This is a genomic window from Bacillus sp. B15-48 (assembly GCF_016879755.1).
In the GTDB taxonomy this organism is placed as follows: Bacteria; Bacillota; Bacilli; order Bacillales; family Cytobacillaceae; genus Mesobacillus_B.
The window spans coordinates 35179-50357 of record NZ_WOFU01000012.1 but is presented as its reverse complement, the minus strand read 5'-3'; the positions used below and the strand labels follow the sequence as shown (position 1 = coordinate 50357).

The window sequence follows — 15179 nt, the reverse complement described above, 5'->3', positions numbered from 1 at the left end:
CCTATTAAGAACAATAAATAAAAATAGTTTATATTATAGGATTTTAAATGGATCCGTGATGACATTTCCGGTATCAACCCAAACACTCTTCACTTGTGTATATTCTCTCATGACCTCATAACCATTTTCACGGCCGATTCCGCTAGCCTTATAGCCACCAAATGGAGAAGAATAGGATACCTTTCGATAGTTATTAATCCAGACTGTACCCGCATTAATTTTAGAAGCCATGCGATGAGCTCGTTGAACATCTTTCGTCCACACTGCAGCAGCTAAACCAAATTCAGTATCGTTGGCGATTCTAAGAGCGTCTTCTTCGTCCTTAAAGCGGATTAATACGACGACTGGACCAAATACTTCCTCTTGGGCAATGCGCATATCATTGGTCACATCTCCAAAAATCGTTGGTTCGACGAAAAATCCATCTTTTAATTCAGCTGCTGTTGGATGCTTTCCGCCGTGTAGGAGTTTTGCCCCTTCATCTTGGGCAATTTGGATATAACGAAGAACTTTTTGATATTGTCCCTCAAAAGCAACCGTACCCATTTCTGATTCCATATCCAGCGGATTTCCTAATTTGATTTGACTTGTTCTTTCGGCGAGTCTTTCAGCAAACTCATCATAGATTGCATCATGAACAAGAACCCGTGACCCAGCCATACATGTTTGCCCGCTAGCTGCAAATACACCTGCTAATACTCCATTGACGGCATTTGAAAGATCTGCATCATCATAAATAATATTAGGAGATTTTCCGCCAAGCTCTAACGTCACGCGTGCAAAATGATCTGCAGAGTTTTTCATAATTGTTTTTCCAGTTGTTGTTGAACCAGTGAAGGCAATTTTCCGCACATCAGGATGCTTCGCTAAGGCATCTCCAGCTGTCTGTCCAAATCCAGTAACAAAGTTGACGACTCCAGGCGGGAAGCCAGCTTCTTGAATTAACTTTGCCAACTCTAATAATGAAGCTGGAGTAACTTCAGATGGCTTAACAACGACTGTGTTTCCCGCAGCTAAAGCCGGACATAATTTCCAAAGCGTTAATAACAACGGTGAGTTCCACGGTACAATTGCACCAATGACCCCAAGAGGCTCGCGAACAGTATAATTAATCATATTTGGAACATCTACAGGAATGCTTTCACCATGGATTTTGTCAGCCATTCCTGCAAAATAATAGCACCAATTTGGAAGTGATTTTGTTTGTCCAAGCATTTCACGGATTAGTTTTCCGTTATCAACTACTTCACTTATTGCTAGATTTTCAGCATTTTCTGCAATAAGGTCGCCCAGTTTGCGAAGCAAAGCTGCACGTTGTGATCCTGTATATGTAGACCATTCTCCTTCAAATGCCACCTTAGCTGCTTGAACTGCGCGATCAATATCTTCTTTATCCCCTGCAGGAGCCTGCGCCCATACTTTCCCAGTAAATGGGTTTACTGAATCTAATGTTTCACCGGAAGCGCTTTCAACCCATTGGTTATTAATAAACATTTTGTATTGCCTTACTCCGGTATAAGGTAGCTCATACACTTTATTTGTTGTTGTACTCATGAACTAAATTCCTCCTCTATTTATTGATTGTTTTATATTTTTGGTCCAGAAGATAAGATTCTTTAAAATATAGCATGTCATTATGAATATGCTGTTCCATTCGCTTCGCCGCCAGTTCTGGTTCATTCATACACATTGCTTGTAAAATACCATTATGTTCATCTAAAAAACTTTCACTACGGTTATATTGCTTGATCGTAGTATTTCTGCAAATTCGAATTAGGGTACGAATGTTATTCATCATATTTTTTAAACGCTGGTTTCCACTAAACGAGATAATCGATTCATGAAATTTTGTATTCAAGTCGATAATCTCAGCGATATTTTTTTCTTCGACAGCATGTTTTGTTAGACGTAAATAGTCAGTTAGTTGCTTAAGTTCCTCTTTAGTAATACGATGAGTGGCCCAGTAAGTAGCAACGGATTCTAGCCCAATCCGGACTTGATAAAGTTCTACAGCATCTTGAAGTGAAGGAGTAAAAACGGTTACAATCCCTTCTTTATTTATGAGCAGACCATCGCGCTCAAGTTTTCGAAAAGCTTCCCTAACAGGACTTCTACTGACACCTAAATCGGCTGCTATTTTCGTATCAATTAATCTTTCTCCAGGTCCAATATTTCCTTCAATGATATCTTGTTCTAATCGCTGATAGATCTGCTCATAAAGTGGGTCTACCCGTTTTACTTGATACATCGGATTCCATCCCCCCTTTCTACTTTGAATAGTTTGCATATTGTAATCTGTCGACTACTCGCTTATTTAATATGCAAATACTGTGCCAACTTCATTGTTTAGTTTCCTTTTTTCTGTAGATTTTTTCAAAAAATGGAGTGTAACTGTGTTAGATATTGGGTTTTAACCTATTTTCTATCCCCATCCAACTCGGTATTTTAAATTCTGTCGACAGAATTTAAAATACAAAAGCAAAGACCATCCTCTTTATTTGTCTACTTTTTAAACATAATAGTGTATAAAAAGTAGACACTATTATGAATATTTACAATTATTAGACAATTATGTATGTTTTGTTTACTAGATCTTTTAAGGAGTGAAAATTTATTGCCTACTCTTATACCCTTGTTAGCTGATAGAGTTAGTCTTGATAGGATATTCAATTCCACACTAGAGGCTGTCCATATTTTTGATAAGAGCGGAAAGTTTGTCTTTATTAATGATATAGCTGAAAAAGAATTAGGAATTGCCCGTAATGAATGGATTGGAAAGCATGTAACAGACTTAATACCAAACTCTATTATTTGTGAAGTATTGTATTCAAAAACCCAACATGTCTCCAAAATTGAGTTCGTTCAAGATAAAGAATTCTTCATCGATGCTAGACCGTTAACAGAGAACGGAAAGCTAGTTGGAGCGATTGCAAGGTTTAAAGGCAAAGAAGAATTTATTAAATTGAAAAATATTTTAGCCCAATATTCCCCAATAAATCATGATCACTCTATCTTAAGTCATATCGACCAAACAAAAATCTCTCCTTTTGCATCAGAAAATCTAATAATTTCTAAAGAAAGTATCCTTACGAAAGAACTTGTTATAGTAAAAAAACTCTCTTCATCCGATCTTTCGATATTAATTAGAGGTGAAAGCGGTGTTGGGAAAGAAGTGATGGCGAAAAGTATTCATCAATGGTCACATCGTAAATCAAAGCCCTTTATAGCAATCAATTGCGCCGCTATTCCTGAATCATTGCTAGAAAGTGAACTTTTTGGCTATGAGGAAGGTGCATTTACTGGAGCAAATCGTTCTGGAAAAAAAGGTAAGTTTGAGCTTGCTAATTACGGAACTATTTTTCTCGATGAAATTGGGGATATGAGTTTTCACTTACAGGCGAAATTATTAAGAGTCTTGCAGCAAAAGGAACTTGTTCGAGTTGGAGGTACTGAGGTAATTCCACTTAATGTTAGAGTCATTGCTGCAACGAATCGCGATTTAGAAATGATGATCCAAGAAGAAACATTTCGTGAAGATTTATACTATCGCATGAATGGGTATACATTGAATATCCCGCCATTACGTGAAAGAAAAGAGGATATTAAACTACTAATCCACCATTTTACTTTTATATTCAATCAGAAATATCATAAAGAGTTACAAGTCAGTGAAGAAGTTATCCATTTCCTCGTTCATTACCGATTCCCTGGAAATATTAGAGAATTAATTAATATAATGGAATATGCCTTTGTGATTGCAGATACTAATAAAATAGGTATGAAGGACCTTCCCGAAAAATTAAGCAAGCATTACATAGAATTAAGACCGGAAAATTTACGACAAAATGTTCAAATAGTGGAGCCTGAAGACAAACAACCCCTGGAATCTCTGGACTTCCAAGAGAATATCAATAAATTAGAAGTGCAATTAATTGAGGAGGCATTAATGCGTTCCAACAACAATAAGTCCAAAGCGATTAAAATGCTAGGGATTTCCCGTCGTTCTTTTTATGAACGCTTAAAAAAATACAACATGAATTTATAATAAAAGTCATTTCTTATAGAATTCTTTTATCAGAAAAGAAAGAATGCTAAATAAAAAATTCGCAACTCTTTCCATTTATTAAAGTTGTGCATTTTTTATTTTTGACATCTTACGCTTTTTTTCTAACTCCCCTGATTTATAAGTTCTAATTTTGTTAAATTAAATCGATCTAAGGCAGTTTTTTTTATCTTTATGAATTTGTATTACTAATTGAATCAATTTCATAATTATGGGCCCAACGGGCTCAAGGCTTTTAAGCACTAAAAAAAGGAGTACCTCCCCAAAATGTCGAATTTAGTAAGCACCACACAAACTAATAAGACTGGAGGAAGACTCCCTATGCCTATTATACGACAAGGAAGCCTGTTTGACCTACAAGAATTATACGATTTAGAACCTACCCATCGGTTTGAAGCTATTTTTTCAGCCATTGACATTGAGCCAATCTTCGCTGTGGTAACGAAGAAGTCTCGTTTTGGTAGACCAGTCAAACTGAACTATACGGCTATGATTTACTCGCTTGTTGCTCGATTAACGGAACGGATTCCATTTATCAAGGACCTTGTTAAGCGATTAAAAAATGATATGATTTTCCGTTTAGATTGCGGTTTTTTGGTTTCTGATAGTATTCCCTCGTAATCAGCCTATTCAAGGATGATTACGATCATTAGTGAATCAACTGCTCTTGAAGAAGCTAATGAAACGATTCTACATCAAGCTATTACAGAAGGTTTTATTACGGATGATACTGTATCCATTGATGCCACACACTTTGAAGCCAAAGATCAAGCTCCCCCTAAAGAGGAAAAACCAAAAACTGAGCCAAAAAAACGTGGGCGTAAAACAAAAGAGGAAAGAGAACAATGGCTAGTTGAACAAGCAGAACTTGAAGCCAATCTCCCTCTTTTTGAAAAGAAAATTGAAGAGCAGTTGGACGTTTCTTTGGAACAACTTCGTACCGAAATTCCCCAAAATCCAGAATGGGGTGTTAAGAAAAACAGCGAAGGAAAAAATGAATTCTGGTATGGTTTTAAAGCTCATCTTGCGGTTGGTACAAAAAGTCAGTATATCCTTCAATCCATCATGAGTTCAGGCAACCTAAATGATGGTAAAGCAGCCATTCCATTATTGAAAGGGATTGAAAAACTCCCCCTTACTATAAAATATGGAACGATGGATGCAGGCTATGATTACGAACCGATTTATGAACAAATTCACCGTATGGGCCAACAGTCCGTTATTGCCTATAACAAACGTAATGAACCTGAGCCCGAAGGGTTCGATAAACATTTCGCTCCCACTTGTTTCCGAGAGCATTCGTATCGCTATGATAGTTTCGATCCAAAATACGAAACACTCAAATACACAAGGCCAAAGGAATGCAAAGACTGCCCTTTAGCTAACGAAGGGATATGTCAAAAGATTTATAAAGTAAAAATCACTACAGATCTAAGGAGATATACTGCACCTGCAAGAGGTTCGAGGGCTTGGAAAACAATCTTTAAAAGCCGCACAGCTGTAGAAAGAGTGAATGCATATCTCAAATTGTACTTTCAACTAAACAATGTTCCTTATCGTACAGGGAAACGCGCAAAAGTTCACTTTGATTTAGTAACGTTAGTTTATAATGCATCAAGGTTAGCTGCTAATCGCATCGATACCTTATTAAATAAAAAACAAGTTGCCTAAATTAGTAACTGTGGTATTAGCAACTCTAAATAAAGAACCTGTTGATTGGAGTGGAAGGCGGCGACTCCTGTGGGAGAAGCGTGACCAGGTGAGACCCCGCAGGAGCAAAGCGACGAGGAGGCTCACGGTCCGCCCGCGGAAAGCGCCGCCTGCAACGGAAATCAACATCTAATTCAGCAGATGTAAATTTAAAAATTTGGGTAACTAATAATTCTGTTGGTTTGTGTTTTTTTTAAAAAAGGCATTTATGAAATTGATTCAATTAATTAATATTTTCAAAAGAAATTTCCATTCTCATATAGAAACAAGCGTCAATTTTCACTATATCCCCATAGATATTTTTGTTAAAATCAAAAATATGAACTTCATAGTGGTACGCAGAATTATCTGAGTTAAATGTTGGGTTCGTCCCTACGTTCATAATCCCATAATATTCAAAATTATCATGAAGAACTTTAACCCCATAAACCCCTCGATTAAGTTGAACATCCTGGTCAGAAATGTCTAAATTAGCAGTTGGGAAACCTATCTCCCGACCAATCTGTTGTCCTTTAATAACTGTTCCGGAAAAAGACTGAATGGTTCCATTGTTTGTTATTTTAAGAATATCACTTAGTTTCACCACATCGAAACCATGGGCTTTTGCTATACAATAGACTTCTGAAATTTTAGCAACTTCACCTGTATCATTTAAGATTTCACTGATAAGAAATCGGATTCTCTGTACAAAGTTTGGCTAAATCTATTGCCGCTTCAACCACATCAATTCGTTGTAAAAGACCTTTCTCCTTCCCAACTTAAGGAAAAACATGACCGGGTTTTTGGAAGTCCTCTGATTTTAGATTAGGGACAAAGGGATCAGCATAAGTAAAGCTTTTCTGTACCGGGTGACCCTTAAACCTTACAAAATTACTGCTGCAACTTCACCCGGGAACCGACACCTTTGCAGCAAAAAACTCTAAGCCAACACCGTTTCCTTTTGCTTAATTTCCATCACTTCATAGGCTTCTTTATCGGCTATTTGTTCTATTATTTCGACTTAGATTGAAACACCGGGACGGTTCTGCTGTTTCTCATACTAATATGAAAGTTCGTGAACTGAAAAAAAGTGACAGGTACCATCCATTTCCGGATGGTGCCTGTCACCTTTTTCTTAACTTAATATGGAAGCAAGTTAAAGGAAATGGGAATCGATGTTTCTAGTGAGTACTTTTCGCACCAGAACCCCGTTACTAGATTCATTGGACTTTCTTTAGTGAAGTTTCTGTCATTGGAACAGACAAAGGATCTTTTTCTCGTACAATAGCAACAGCGATAGTCGCAATAATTCCTGGAATAGCGAAAGCCATAAAATTAAGATGTAATGGCAGTTGTGCGCTTATTAGAAATCCACCCATAATTGGACCTACAATACCACCTACTCGACCAACACCAGAAGCCCAGCCGAGTCCCGTAGAACGCATTGATATTGGATAATATTGGGAAACGTACGAATAGAGAATAATTTGTGTTCCAATCGTTGTTGCGCCTGCAATGGCAACAAGTGTATAAAGAACAAACATATTTGGATGCGTTCCGAGTAAAGATAAAGCGATTACACCTGCAATAAAGTAGGAGATTAAAACTTTTTTCGTATTCCAACGGTCAGCAGCCCATCCTCCAAACAACGATCCTAAGATGGCCCCAGCATTTAACACTAATAAGAACATTAAACTAGAACCGAGGGCATAGCCTGCTTGAACCATTATTTTCGGCAACCATGTATTCAATCCATAAATCATTAATAAACACATGAAAAAGGATACCCAAAACAAGAGAGTGCTTAAAGCTCGTCCATCTTTAAATAAATTGGCTCCGACAATCCCCGTTTTTTTAGGAATCACCACTTCATAATGATCGTTGTTATCAGGTGTGTAAGATGGATCTATTTTCGATAACAATTGACCAATTTCCTTCTTTTTATTTCTAGCTAAAAGAAACCCTAAAGACTCCGGAAGAAATTTGATAATAATTGGTAAAGCGAGTAACGGAAGAGCACCAACAAAGAAAACAGACTCCCAACCAAATTTAGGGATGAGGAAGATCCCAAGCGCTGCCGCTAAAATTCCGCCTACAGAATAACCGCACATCATAATTGTAACTAAACGGTTTTTGAGATGTATCGGGGCATATTCGGTCATTAAGGCTACTGTAATTGGGAGAACTCCCCCTAAACCTAAACCTGATATAAAACGATAGATACCAAATTCAGTAGGAGTTTTGGCTAACCCGATTAAACCAGTGAATAAGCTAAAAAGGAAGACACATAGGATAATAACATTTTTACGCCCAATCTTATCCGCCAGTGGTGCGAAAATAAAAGCACCGAACATCATGCCTATAAGCGCATAGCTCCCTAAGGTACCTGCTTGAACTGCTGTTAATTGCCACTCTTCCATCAGTACAGATACGACAGATCCATAAATGACGAGATCAAAACCATCACAAATAATAATAAAGGCACATAAAGCTACAACAAGACTATGAAAGCGGTTAAATTTTGATTCATCAACGATACGGGTAATATTAATAGAACGCATCTTTCTCCTCCCACAACATTTATTAGTTTCAATAGTGTGCTTACAAATCTACATAAAATAAAAATTGCACCTTTTCAAATGAAAACGGTAGATCATTGCTTCCTGCAAATTTTGAGATGCGCGTAAAAATGCGCTCAGATGCGTGATTACTTATTCACAGTTTGTTCATGCGCAAGTCCTGAGGCATTTCACTAATAACTCGTCTCCAATGTTTTTTTGATTCAATCGTATTTTACTTCTTGTTCATCCCTCCTGTTTTTTTTTGAAATAATATACGAAGCACGTAAACAGGAAAAGTGAAAAAGCCAGATGCACGAAGTCCCCACAAATATTAAGGGAGATCTGTACAACTGGCTTATATTCACTTTACTGCTCTACGCAAATAGAGTCACAGTGAACAAACAGTTATCTGGTATTAACTTTTTCTGAGTTTTAGTACTTCTTTGTTTGTTAATTTCCCAAGGTGAAATTTTTCTCAGTTGAACTAAAATTAATATACTAATTTTATTTTTAAATGTCAAACAATTTTTAATTTTCGATTAAATTAAAAAATTTAACCAAAATAGAGGTTTACTCAGGAACTGACTTACAGTATAATCAGTTTCCTGTGATCTATTTTCTGGTTAAGTGTACTGGCCTTTCTTCATAACCTCTTATGAAGGGAGGATAATTATGCAGATTCATGTTGTACAACGTGGTGAGAGTCTTTGGAGAATCGCTCAGAGGTATCAGTCGTCCATTCCTTCAATTGTTCAAGCAAATCAAATAGCAGATCCGAATCAACTTGTCGTTGGCCAGTCATTGGTGATCCCGATATGGGGAAGTTTTTATTGGGTTCAACCTGGTGATACGCTATGGTCCATTGGGCAAAGGTTCGGAATTCCTTATACTACAATTGCTCAAATGAACCGAATCAGCCTTGCAACTCCATTATCAATTGGACTTCGACTTTTTATCCCACCCATTCCAAAAAGAAGAGCGGAAATGAATGCTTATATAGAACCTAGAGGAACCTCCGTGAGCCCAGCTTTACTTAGCGATGCGCGTTCAAGTGGCCCTTATCTTACGTACCTTGCTCCTTTTAGCTATGAGGCGAGAAGAGACGGAAGCTTGCGGGCTATGCCATTACAAGGTATACCTGAGATTGCCCAAGAAACGGGAGCCTCATTGATGATGGTTGTGACCAATCTAGAGGGTGGACAATTTAGTGGAGAACTAGGGAGAGATATCTTACAAAGCCGTGGTGTTCAAGATTTACTAATAGATAATATCATTGCAGAAACGAGGCGTGTTGGCAAATATACCGATGTACACTTTGATTTTGAATTTTTACCAGGAAATCAACGCGAAGCCTACAATACCTTTTTACGGAGAGCCGCAGCAAGGTTACGTAGCGAAGGTTTGTTAATTTCAAGTGCTTTAGCTCCAAAAACAAGAGCAGATCAGCCTGGTCAGTGGTATGAAGCACATGATTATCGGGCACATGGAGAGATTGTAGATTTCGTTGTTCTGATGACCTATGAATGGGGATATTCTGGTGGTCCACCAATGCCTGTGTCACCAATTGGCCCAGTCGAAAGGGTCCTACAGTATGCATTAACAGAGATGCCCGCCTCAAAAATTATGATGGGACAAAATTTATATGGATATGACTGGACCTTACCTTATGTCCAAGGAGGCCCCTATGCGCGTGCCGTTAGTCCACAAAGAGCCATTGAGATTGCTAAAGAATCTGGTGTTTCGATTCGGTATGACGACCAAGCACAAGCTCCACACTTTGATTACGTAGATGAACAGGGTCGATCTCACAAAGTCTGGTTTGAAGATGCTCGTTCGATTCAGGCGAAGTTTGACCTTGTAAAACGATTAGGATTACGCGGTGTAAGCTACTGGAAACTAGGCTTAGCCTTTCCACAAAATTGGTTATTAATTGCCGAGAATTTTGATGTTATAAAACGATAACACCAAAATTGGACATCATTTCCTTTTAGAGGATGGGAACGGGTTATGGCTGGAATGGCGAAATATATATGGCAAAACAAAAACAGCAAAGCACCATTCACAGCAGCTGGCTCACCTATTATCATGACCTCCGCTTATGGCCACAAGTCAACCGAGGACAAGGAAATGGTCGAATATCGGGAGACCGGAACCGATAAATAACCAAGATATCATGTCTGGCATAACGAAAAAGTTTTTCTATCCTTTTCTAAAAAAACAAAAAAACTCAGAGACGTTGATTTAACAACATTTCTGAGTAACTAATCTTTATTAAATTTTATATCTTTTTTTCCGCCGGGAGTTAATCCCACCTCTCGAACCAAAACTTAAGTTTGACTATAAATTAACTATTCTACTTTTCTCCTAAAAGCGATCAAGCAAATTCCGTTACTACAAATGTACCTGTTGTTGCGAAGTTACTCATATCTTCAAAGATCCGATTAACTTCAGATAGGGAGATTTCTCTAGTAACCATTTTTCCAGGATTCAATCGTCCATTGGCAACTAATGGAAGCATATGATTAAAACGATGTGCTGGCATACCAAGTGTGGTCTCAAACTTGATTTCATTCACTACCATGTGATCAATTGGAAGCGATATAAATCCTGCTTCCTGTTTCGTTGTTACTCCAATTTGTAAGTGACGTCCTTTTTTCCTTAAACTATTTATGGCATTAACACAAGTTTCGGCAATTCCAAGTGCATCAATCGAGACATCTGCCCCACCTTTTGTAAGTTCTTTTATTGCTTCTACTGGGGCTGTCTCTCTACTATTAATCGTGTAAACAGCACCCATTCTTTTAGCTAGATTAAGATTGTTCTCATTAATATCCACTGCGATAACATTCGCCCCGACAGCTGTGGCGATATTGATTGCAGATAGTCCTACACCCCCACATCCATATACGGCAACCCATTCCCCAGGTTGAACTTTTATTTTTCCGATGATTCCCTCAAATGCAGTCATAAAGCGGCAGCCTAATGCTGCACCATCGGTAAAACTGATCTCTTCGGGCAGATGAATCACATTGCGATCTCCTATTGGAACTCCAACATATTCAGCATAACCGCCTGTATAAGCAAGACCAGGAACAAAAAATGAATCGCATAAATGGGTATTTCCTTTTTGACAATGAGGGCACGTACCGTCACTTCCAGAAAACGGTACAATCACTCGATCTCCTTTTTTGAAATTCTTCACATTTTTCCCTACTTCAGCGACAACCCCACTAAATTCATGCCCCATAACTGGTTGACTAATTGGATGATCACCGGCCCATACGTGCCAATCGCTGCGGCACACTCCATTTGCTTTTACATTTACTAGTATTCCGTTTTCATCAATGGTTGGATCGGAAATTTCTTTCACTCCCATCGTTTTTACATCTTCTATTACGAGTGCTTTCATACTAATATTCCTCCCTAAAAATTAATTTGATCAAACATGCATCTAGTTCTATTTGTGATTTTGTTACTAAGTTCCCTAATTATTAACAATTTGAATTGGACATTAATGAGAAACCTTCATACCCTTTGCCTGCTATATCAATACAGATTTGGTTGTATGGTCCATAGCCGCCGACTCCAAAATTGGAAGCGGTGCCATTAAAGTGCGCGGCATTTTCGCTCACCCAAACTAATGCATCATAAGCGTCTTGAACTGGAGTTGGGAATGTGTATTCAGGGGCAAGGCGATAATCCACAGAGACAATGATTCTCCCCGTTTTATTTGCGATCATTCAACAGCTGGCATCGGCTGTTTCTAAATCACCGAATACCCATCCGCCGCCATGGTAATAAACAAATAGCTGAAATGGTCCTTCCCCTTCAGGAGTATAAATTCTGACATTAATTTAAGCACCATCGCTGACAGAGATTTGTCGGTATTCAATTTTTGCAAGTAGGGCTAACTCTACCTCTACAGATGGAAATTGAGCAAACATATCTCTTACTTCTTGAGGTTTTAATGTTTGGAGCAGTGGTAGTTGATAGAATTGTTCTTAATAAGCTTTAGTCTCTGGAATTAAATTTACCAAAATACATCTCCCTCTCATTTCGCTTTTTATGATCATTTAGATTCAAGTTTGCTAAAGTAACTACCTATATTTTATAATTTTCTGTATAATATGAATATTCCTAAAAATATATATAACAATCCCTAGAAAGGAGATGGTCTTCATTCATACGGTCTATCCTTTTGAAGAAAAGGTTCGTCAACTAGAGTCGTTATCCAGCCAAAAAGAAAAGCTGTACCAGTTGTTGCAAATTTACTTGGATGTCTTTCCTGCCTTGGATGCCTACCTGTTTAGGTACTCTCCATTAGAATATCTTGGCGAAGGAATGATAGCGGTTACATTAGGCGGATTTTCCAATATTGGGAATATACGGGATGATATCCGTACACTGCCGCTCATTTACGCTGCGATTCGTGAGCGGGAGGCAAAATACAGTACAGGCAAAGAATACTTTTTGTTGCATGCGAGCTGCAAATATTCGACCCGTTATTCGATGGACAGTTTAGGAGTCGTTCCAATTTCGTTTGGACGAGTAGTGATCGGTTATATTTGTAGTACACAGTTTGCAAACGATGCAGTCATCGATGAGAAAATAATCGCCAGCCTCACACAGTATGGAAAACTGGCAGGTAAAGTTTTAGATGAAACACTTGTTGTTGAAAAAGAATTGACGATTTTAAGCAACCGTGAGCTAGAGGTCATGATGCGAATCGCTAAAGGCGAGAGCACAAAAGAAATGGCCGATTATATGGGAATTAGCGAAGTCACTGTCAAACAATATGTAAAATTCGCGATCAAAAAACTTGACGCCGAGAACCGCGCCCATGCGATCGCCATCCTATTTCAGCGGGGAATACTGAAAGGTTCTTGAGCGGTGCAGTCGACCGAATCAGTTTACCCCCACTTATCCTTACTAGTTGAACCAAGTCTAGATGTGGGGGTATTACTGCCAGTTAATCTGCGATAAACTGTTACCGAAACGCCGGGACGGTTCTCCTGTTTCCCTAATTTTATCCAAATTTTCTAATATCGCCTGATTAAGAAAAGTCATATATTTTTTTTTTGTATCAATGTCTGAGGCAAGATAACGATAAATTTGCCCTTTATATTCAAACGTTTTATACTCTCCCTCTTTGTAACCCCGCCTCGTTGGATATATTCACAGAGTGAGCCTAATTCAGACGCCAATTGAATCGCCTTATTTTCGTTTAATTCCTCTATTGACTTTTCCATTTGATCGATTTTTCGGACCGATTTTTAGTAGATACAACGGCATCCTGTACAAAGGTACACTCACTAAAGCAATGGCTAGACCGGCAATCATCATTTTTTCACTTTTCATTCCTCCAATTTATTCTAAACAAAATAACGGAAATGATTTTTACTAAAATATCCAAAATTGTTTCAAAACTTAAGGTTGTATCTATGATAGTGTCAAAGTAAGGGATTAAAGATATTTAAGGCTGAAGTTTCTTAAACATGCATTTATAAAATCGGTTTGGTTTTGTACTTCCTATTCACAAAAAGGAGGGATTGCAATGTTCATCGCGAAAGATCTGTCTTTTAAAAACAAGCTGCAGGATAAGGTTGTTCTGTTAACTGGTGGTGGTGGAGGAATTGGTCTGGAAACGGCAAAATCGCTTGTTTATATGGGGGCAAAGGTTATTATCCTTGATGTGGATAAGCAAAAATTGATCGATGCAGAAAACCTTTTAACGAGTAGGTTTAGCAGTAACTGTGTCGAGCTGTATGAAATTGATCTTTCCGATGAAAAACAAATTTATACTCTCGTTTCCTATGTAATAGCAAACTATGGGTGCCCGGATGTCGTCTTTCATAATGCAACAATGATCGCTATCGGAGCTGTAGAAGCTATCCCTATTGCTATATGGGAAAAAAGTTACGCAGTTAATTTCAAGGCTCCTTTATTATTATCGCAGTTATTGTTGCCATTAATGAAACAGAATAATAAAGGAACAATTGTGTTTGTGTCATCATCGGGGGATGCTCCCTTCATGGGTGCCTATGAAGTATTCAAAACAACCCAAGTTGAATTATGCAATACGTTAGCTGGTGAATTGGAAAATACGAACATAAAAGTATACACAATCGGCCCGGGACTTGTTAAAACAGAAACGGCCATAAAAGGAATAGAGGCCGTTTCCTCTTACATGGGAATTACGATGGAAGAATTTTTTCAAATGAATGAGAATCACATCCTCGGAGTTGAAGAAGCCGGGACAGGATTTGCCCTATCGATTTTAGGAGCTGATCGCTATAATGGACAGGAAATTGGGTCGATACAAGTTTTAATGGATTTTGGTTTGCTGACAACATCCGATAAGAGAAACAGCATCGAGATAGATTATGATGAGATTATTCCAGTTGTACAGAAGATTATTAAAAATTTTAAGGAACAATATTCTGGCTGGAAGGCAAGAAATATTTTTGAACGACAATGGGTACTTCGAGATTTCAAGAAAACAGTGGGACATTCAGCAGATCAGTTTTTAGAAAAAATAAAACAAATTGAAGCAAATATGGTTAATTATCAAGCTCTGGATTTTAGCATGTATACATCTTATTTTGAAAAATTAAAGGTATATTATGAGCGGCAGTATATACTGCTGCAAAGCTATGAAAAAAATCCACATAAATTAAAAGAATACTCTGAAGTCCTGCAACAATATATCGATGACTTAAAAACGGTTATTGATTTTTTTCATGATTTTTAGCTTCGCCCTTTTTATAAATTGTCACAAGGTATTGATTAGATGTAGCATAATGTTAATGAAACGAGGTGAGCATCTAAAAAAATCAAAAGACATAATATTATTATGATGACTAAGG

General features: G+C 37.9%; 12 protein-coding genes and 1 pseudogene. 6 read left to right on the top strand and 7 right to left on the bottom strand.

Annotated elements, in window-relative coordinates:
• Nucleotides 1–33: 33 nt before the first annotated feature.
• Together GNT69_RS22595 and GNT69_RS22590 are read right to left on the bottom strand one after the other, a co-directional pair.
• Nucleotides 34–1554 carry an aldehyde dehydrogenase gene (locus tag GNT69_RS22595; protein WP_239094415.1) on the bottom strand — a complete coding sequence of 507 codons (1521 nt, stop codon included), beginning with the start codon at nucleotides 1552–1554 and terminating at the stop codon, nucleotides 34–36.
• Between the two features lie 16 nt (nucleotides 1555–1570).
• Nucleotides 1571–2248 (bottom strand): GntR family transcriptional regulator, encoded by a 678-nt coding sequence (locus GNT69_RS22590; protein ID WP_203557252.1) that lies wholly within the window; start codon nucleotides 2246–2248, stop codon nucleotides 1571–1573.
• A 366-nt stretch (nucleotides 2249–2614) separates the two neighbouring features.
• On the opposite strand from GNT69_RS22590, the gene GNT69_RS22585 reads away from it, so the two are divergent.
• Complete coding sequence (locus GNT69_RS22585) at nucleotides 2615–4045, top strand: sigma-54 interaction domain-containing protein (RefSeq protein ID WP_203557251.1); 1431 nt, start codon at nucleotides 2615–2617, stop codon at nucleotides 4043–4045.
• 339 nt (nucleotides 4046–4384) lie between these two features.
• Nucleotides 4385–5734 (top strand): annotated as a pseudogene (locus GNT69_RS22580) (transposase).
• Between the two features lie 262 nt (nucleotides 5735–5996).
• Here GNT69_RS22580 and GNT69_RS22575 read toward each other — a convergent pair.
• Together GNT69_RS22575 and GNT69_RS22570 are read right to left on the bottom strand one after the other, a co-directional pair.
• Entirely contained in the window at nucleotides 5997–6356 is a 360-nt protein-coding gene (locus GNT69_RS22575; protein WP_203557250.1) for a riboflavin kinase, read from the bottom strand.
• 616 nt (nucleotides 6357–6972) lie between these two features.
• Nucleotides 6973–8313: an MFS transporter gene (locus GNT69_RS22570; protein ID WP_203557249.1), complete on the bottom strand. Its 1341-nt coding sequence runs from the start codon at nucleotides 8311–8313 to the stop codon at nucleotides 6973–6975.
• A gap of 672 nt (nucleotides 8314–8985) precedes the next feature.
• Between GNT69_RS22570 and GNT69_RS22565 the strand changes: the two genes are divergently transcribed.
• Both GNT69_RS22565 and GNT69_RS22560 read left to right on the top strand, forming a co-directional pair.
• A complete protein-coding gene (locus GNT69_RS22565) occupies nucleotides 8986–10275 on the top strand; it encodes a glycoside hydrolase family 18 protein (RefSeq protein WP_203557248.1) in 1290 nt (429 codons plus the stop codon).
• Between the two features lie 45 nt (nucleotides 10276–10320).
• Nucleotides 10321–10476, top strand: a complete 156-nt coding sequence (locus GNT69_RS22560) for a hypothetical protein (RefSeq protein WP_203557247.1) — start codon at nucleotides 10321–10323, stop codon at nucleotides 10474–10476.
• Between the two features lie 211 nt (nucleotides 10477–10687).
• Here the strand turns inward: GNT69_RS22560 and GNT69_RS22555 are convergent, their stop codons facing one another.
• Nucleotides 10688–11722 carry a zinc-binding dehydrogenase gene (locus GNT69_RS22555; RefSeq protein ID WP_203557246.1) on the bottom strand — a complete coding sequence of 345 codons (1035 nt, stop codon included), beginning with the start codon at nucleotides 11720–11722 and terminating at the stop codon, nucleotides 10688–10690.
• An 82-nt stretch (nucleotides 11723–11804) separates the two neighbouring features.
• Nucleotides 11805–12053 carry an alpha/beta hydrolase fold domain-containing protein gene (locus tag GNT69_RS25740; protein ID WP_343206549.1) on the bottom strand — a complete coding sequence of 83 codons (249 nt, stop codon included), beginning with the start codon at nucleotides 12051–12053 and terminating at the stop codon, nucleotides 11805–11807.
• A 430-nt stretch (nucleotides 12054–12483) separates the two neighbouring features.
• Here GNT69_RS25740 and GNT69_RS22545 point away from each other — a divergent pair, with 430 nt between their 5' ends.
• Nucleotides 12484–13200, top strand: coding sequence for a response regulator transcription factor (locus GNT69_RS22545; protein WP_203557245.1), 717 nt, complete (start codon nucleotides 12484–12486; stop codon nucleotides 13198–13200).
• A 327-nt stretch (nucleotides 13201–13527) separates the two neighbouring features.
• Here GNT69_RS22545 and GNT69_RS22535 read toward each other — a convergent pair whose 3' ends face one another.
• Nucleotides 13528–13671 carry a hypothetical protein gene (locus tag GNT69_RS22535; RefSeq protein WP_203557244.1) on the bottom strand — a complete coding sequence of 48 codons (144 nt, stop codon included), beginning with the start codon at nucleotides 13669–13671 and terminating at the stop codon, nucleotides 13528–13530.
• Between the two features lie 196 nt (nucleotides 13672–13867).
• On the opposite strand from GNT69_RS22535, the gene GNT69_RS22530 reads away from it, so the two are divergent.
• Nucleotides 13868–15064, top strand: coding sequence for an SDR family NAD(P)-dependent oxidoreductase (locus GNT69_RS22530; protein WP_203557243.1), 1197 nt, complete (start codon nucleotides 13868–13870; stop codon nucleotides 15062–15064).
• The last annotated feature ends 115 nt before the right edge of the window (nucleotides 15065–15179 follow it).

What these genes read in the sequence shown, in the direction of transcription:
- GNT69_RS22555 (WP_203557246.1), bottom strand. Translation starts at nt 11,722, where the DNA reads ATGAAAGCACTCGTAATAGAAGATGTAAAAACGATGGGAGTGAAAGAA.
- GNT69_RS22570 (WP_203557249.1), bottom strand. Translation starts at nt 8,313, where the DNA reads ATGCGTTCTATTAATATTACCCGTATCGTTGATGAATCAAAATTTAAC.
- GNT69_RS22590 (WP_203557252.1), bottom strand. Translation starts at nt 2,248, where the DNA reads ATGTATCAAGTAAAACGGGTAGACCCACTTTATGAGCAGATCTATCAG.
- GNT69_RS22535 (WP_203557244.1), bottom strand. Translation starts at nt 13,671, where the DNA reads ATGAAAAGTGAAAAAATGATGATTGCCGGTCTAGCCATTGCTTTAGTG.
- GNT69_RS25740 (WP_343206549.1), bottom strand. Translation starts at nt 12,053, where the DNA reads ATGATCGCAAATAAAACGGGGAGAATCATTGTCTCTGTGGATTATCGC.
- GNT69_RS22595 (WP_239094415.1), bottom strand. Translation starts at nt 1,554, where the DNA reads ATGAGTACAACAACAAATAAAGTGTATGAGCTACCTTATACCGGAGTA.
- GNT69_RS22545 (WP_203557245.1), top strand. Translation starts at nt 12,484, where the DNA reads ATGGTCTTCATTCATACGGTCTATCCTTTTGAAGAAAAGGTTCGTCAA.
- GNT69_RS22565 (WP_203557248.1), top strand. Translation starts at nt 8,986, where the DNA reads ATGCAGATTCATGTTGTACAACGTGGTGAGAGTCTTTGGAGAATCGCT.
- GNT69_RS22530 (WP_203557243.1), top strand. Translation starts at nt 13,868, where the DNA reads ATGTTCATCGCGAAAGATCTGTCTTTTAAAAACAAGCTGCAGGATAAG.
- GNT69_RS22560 (WP_203557247.1), top strand. Translation starts at nt 10,321, where the DNA reads ATGGCTGGAATGGCGAAATATATATGGCAAAACAAAAACAGCAAAGCA.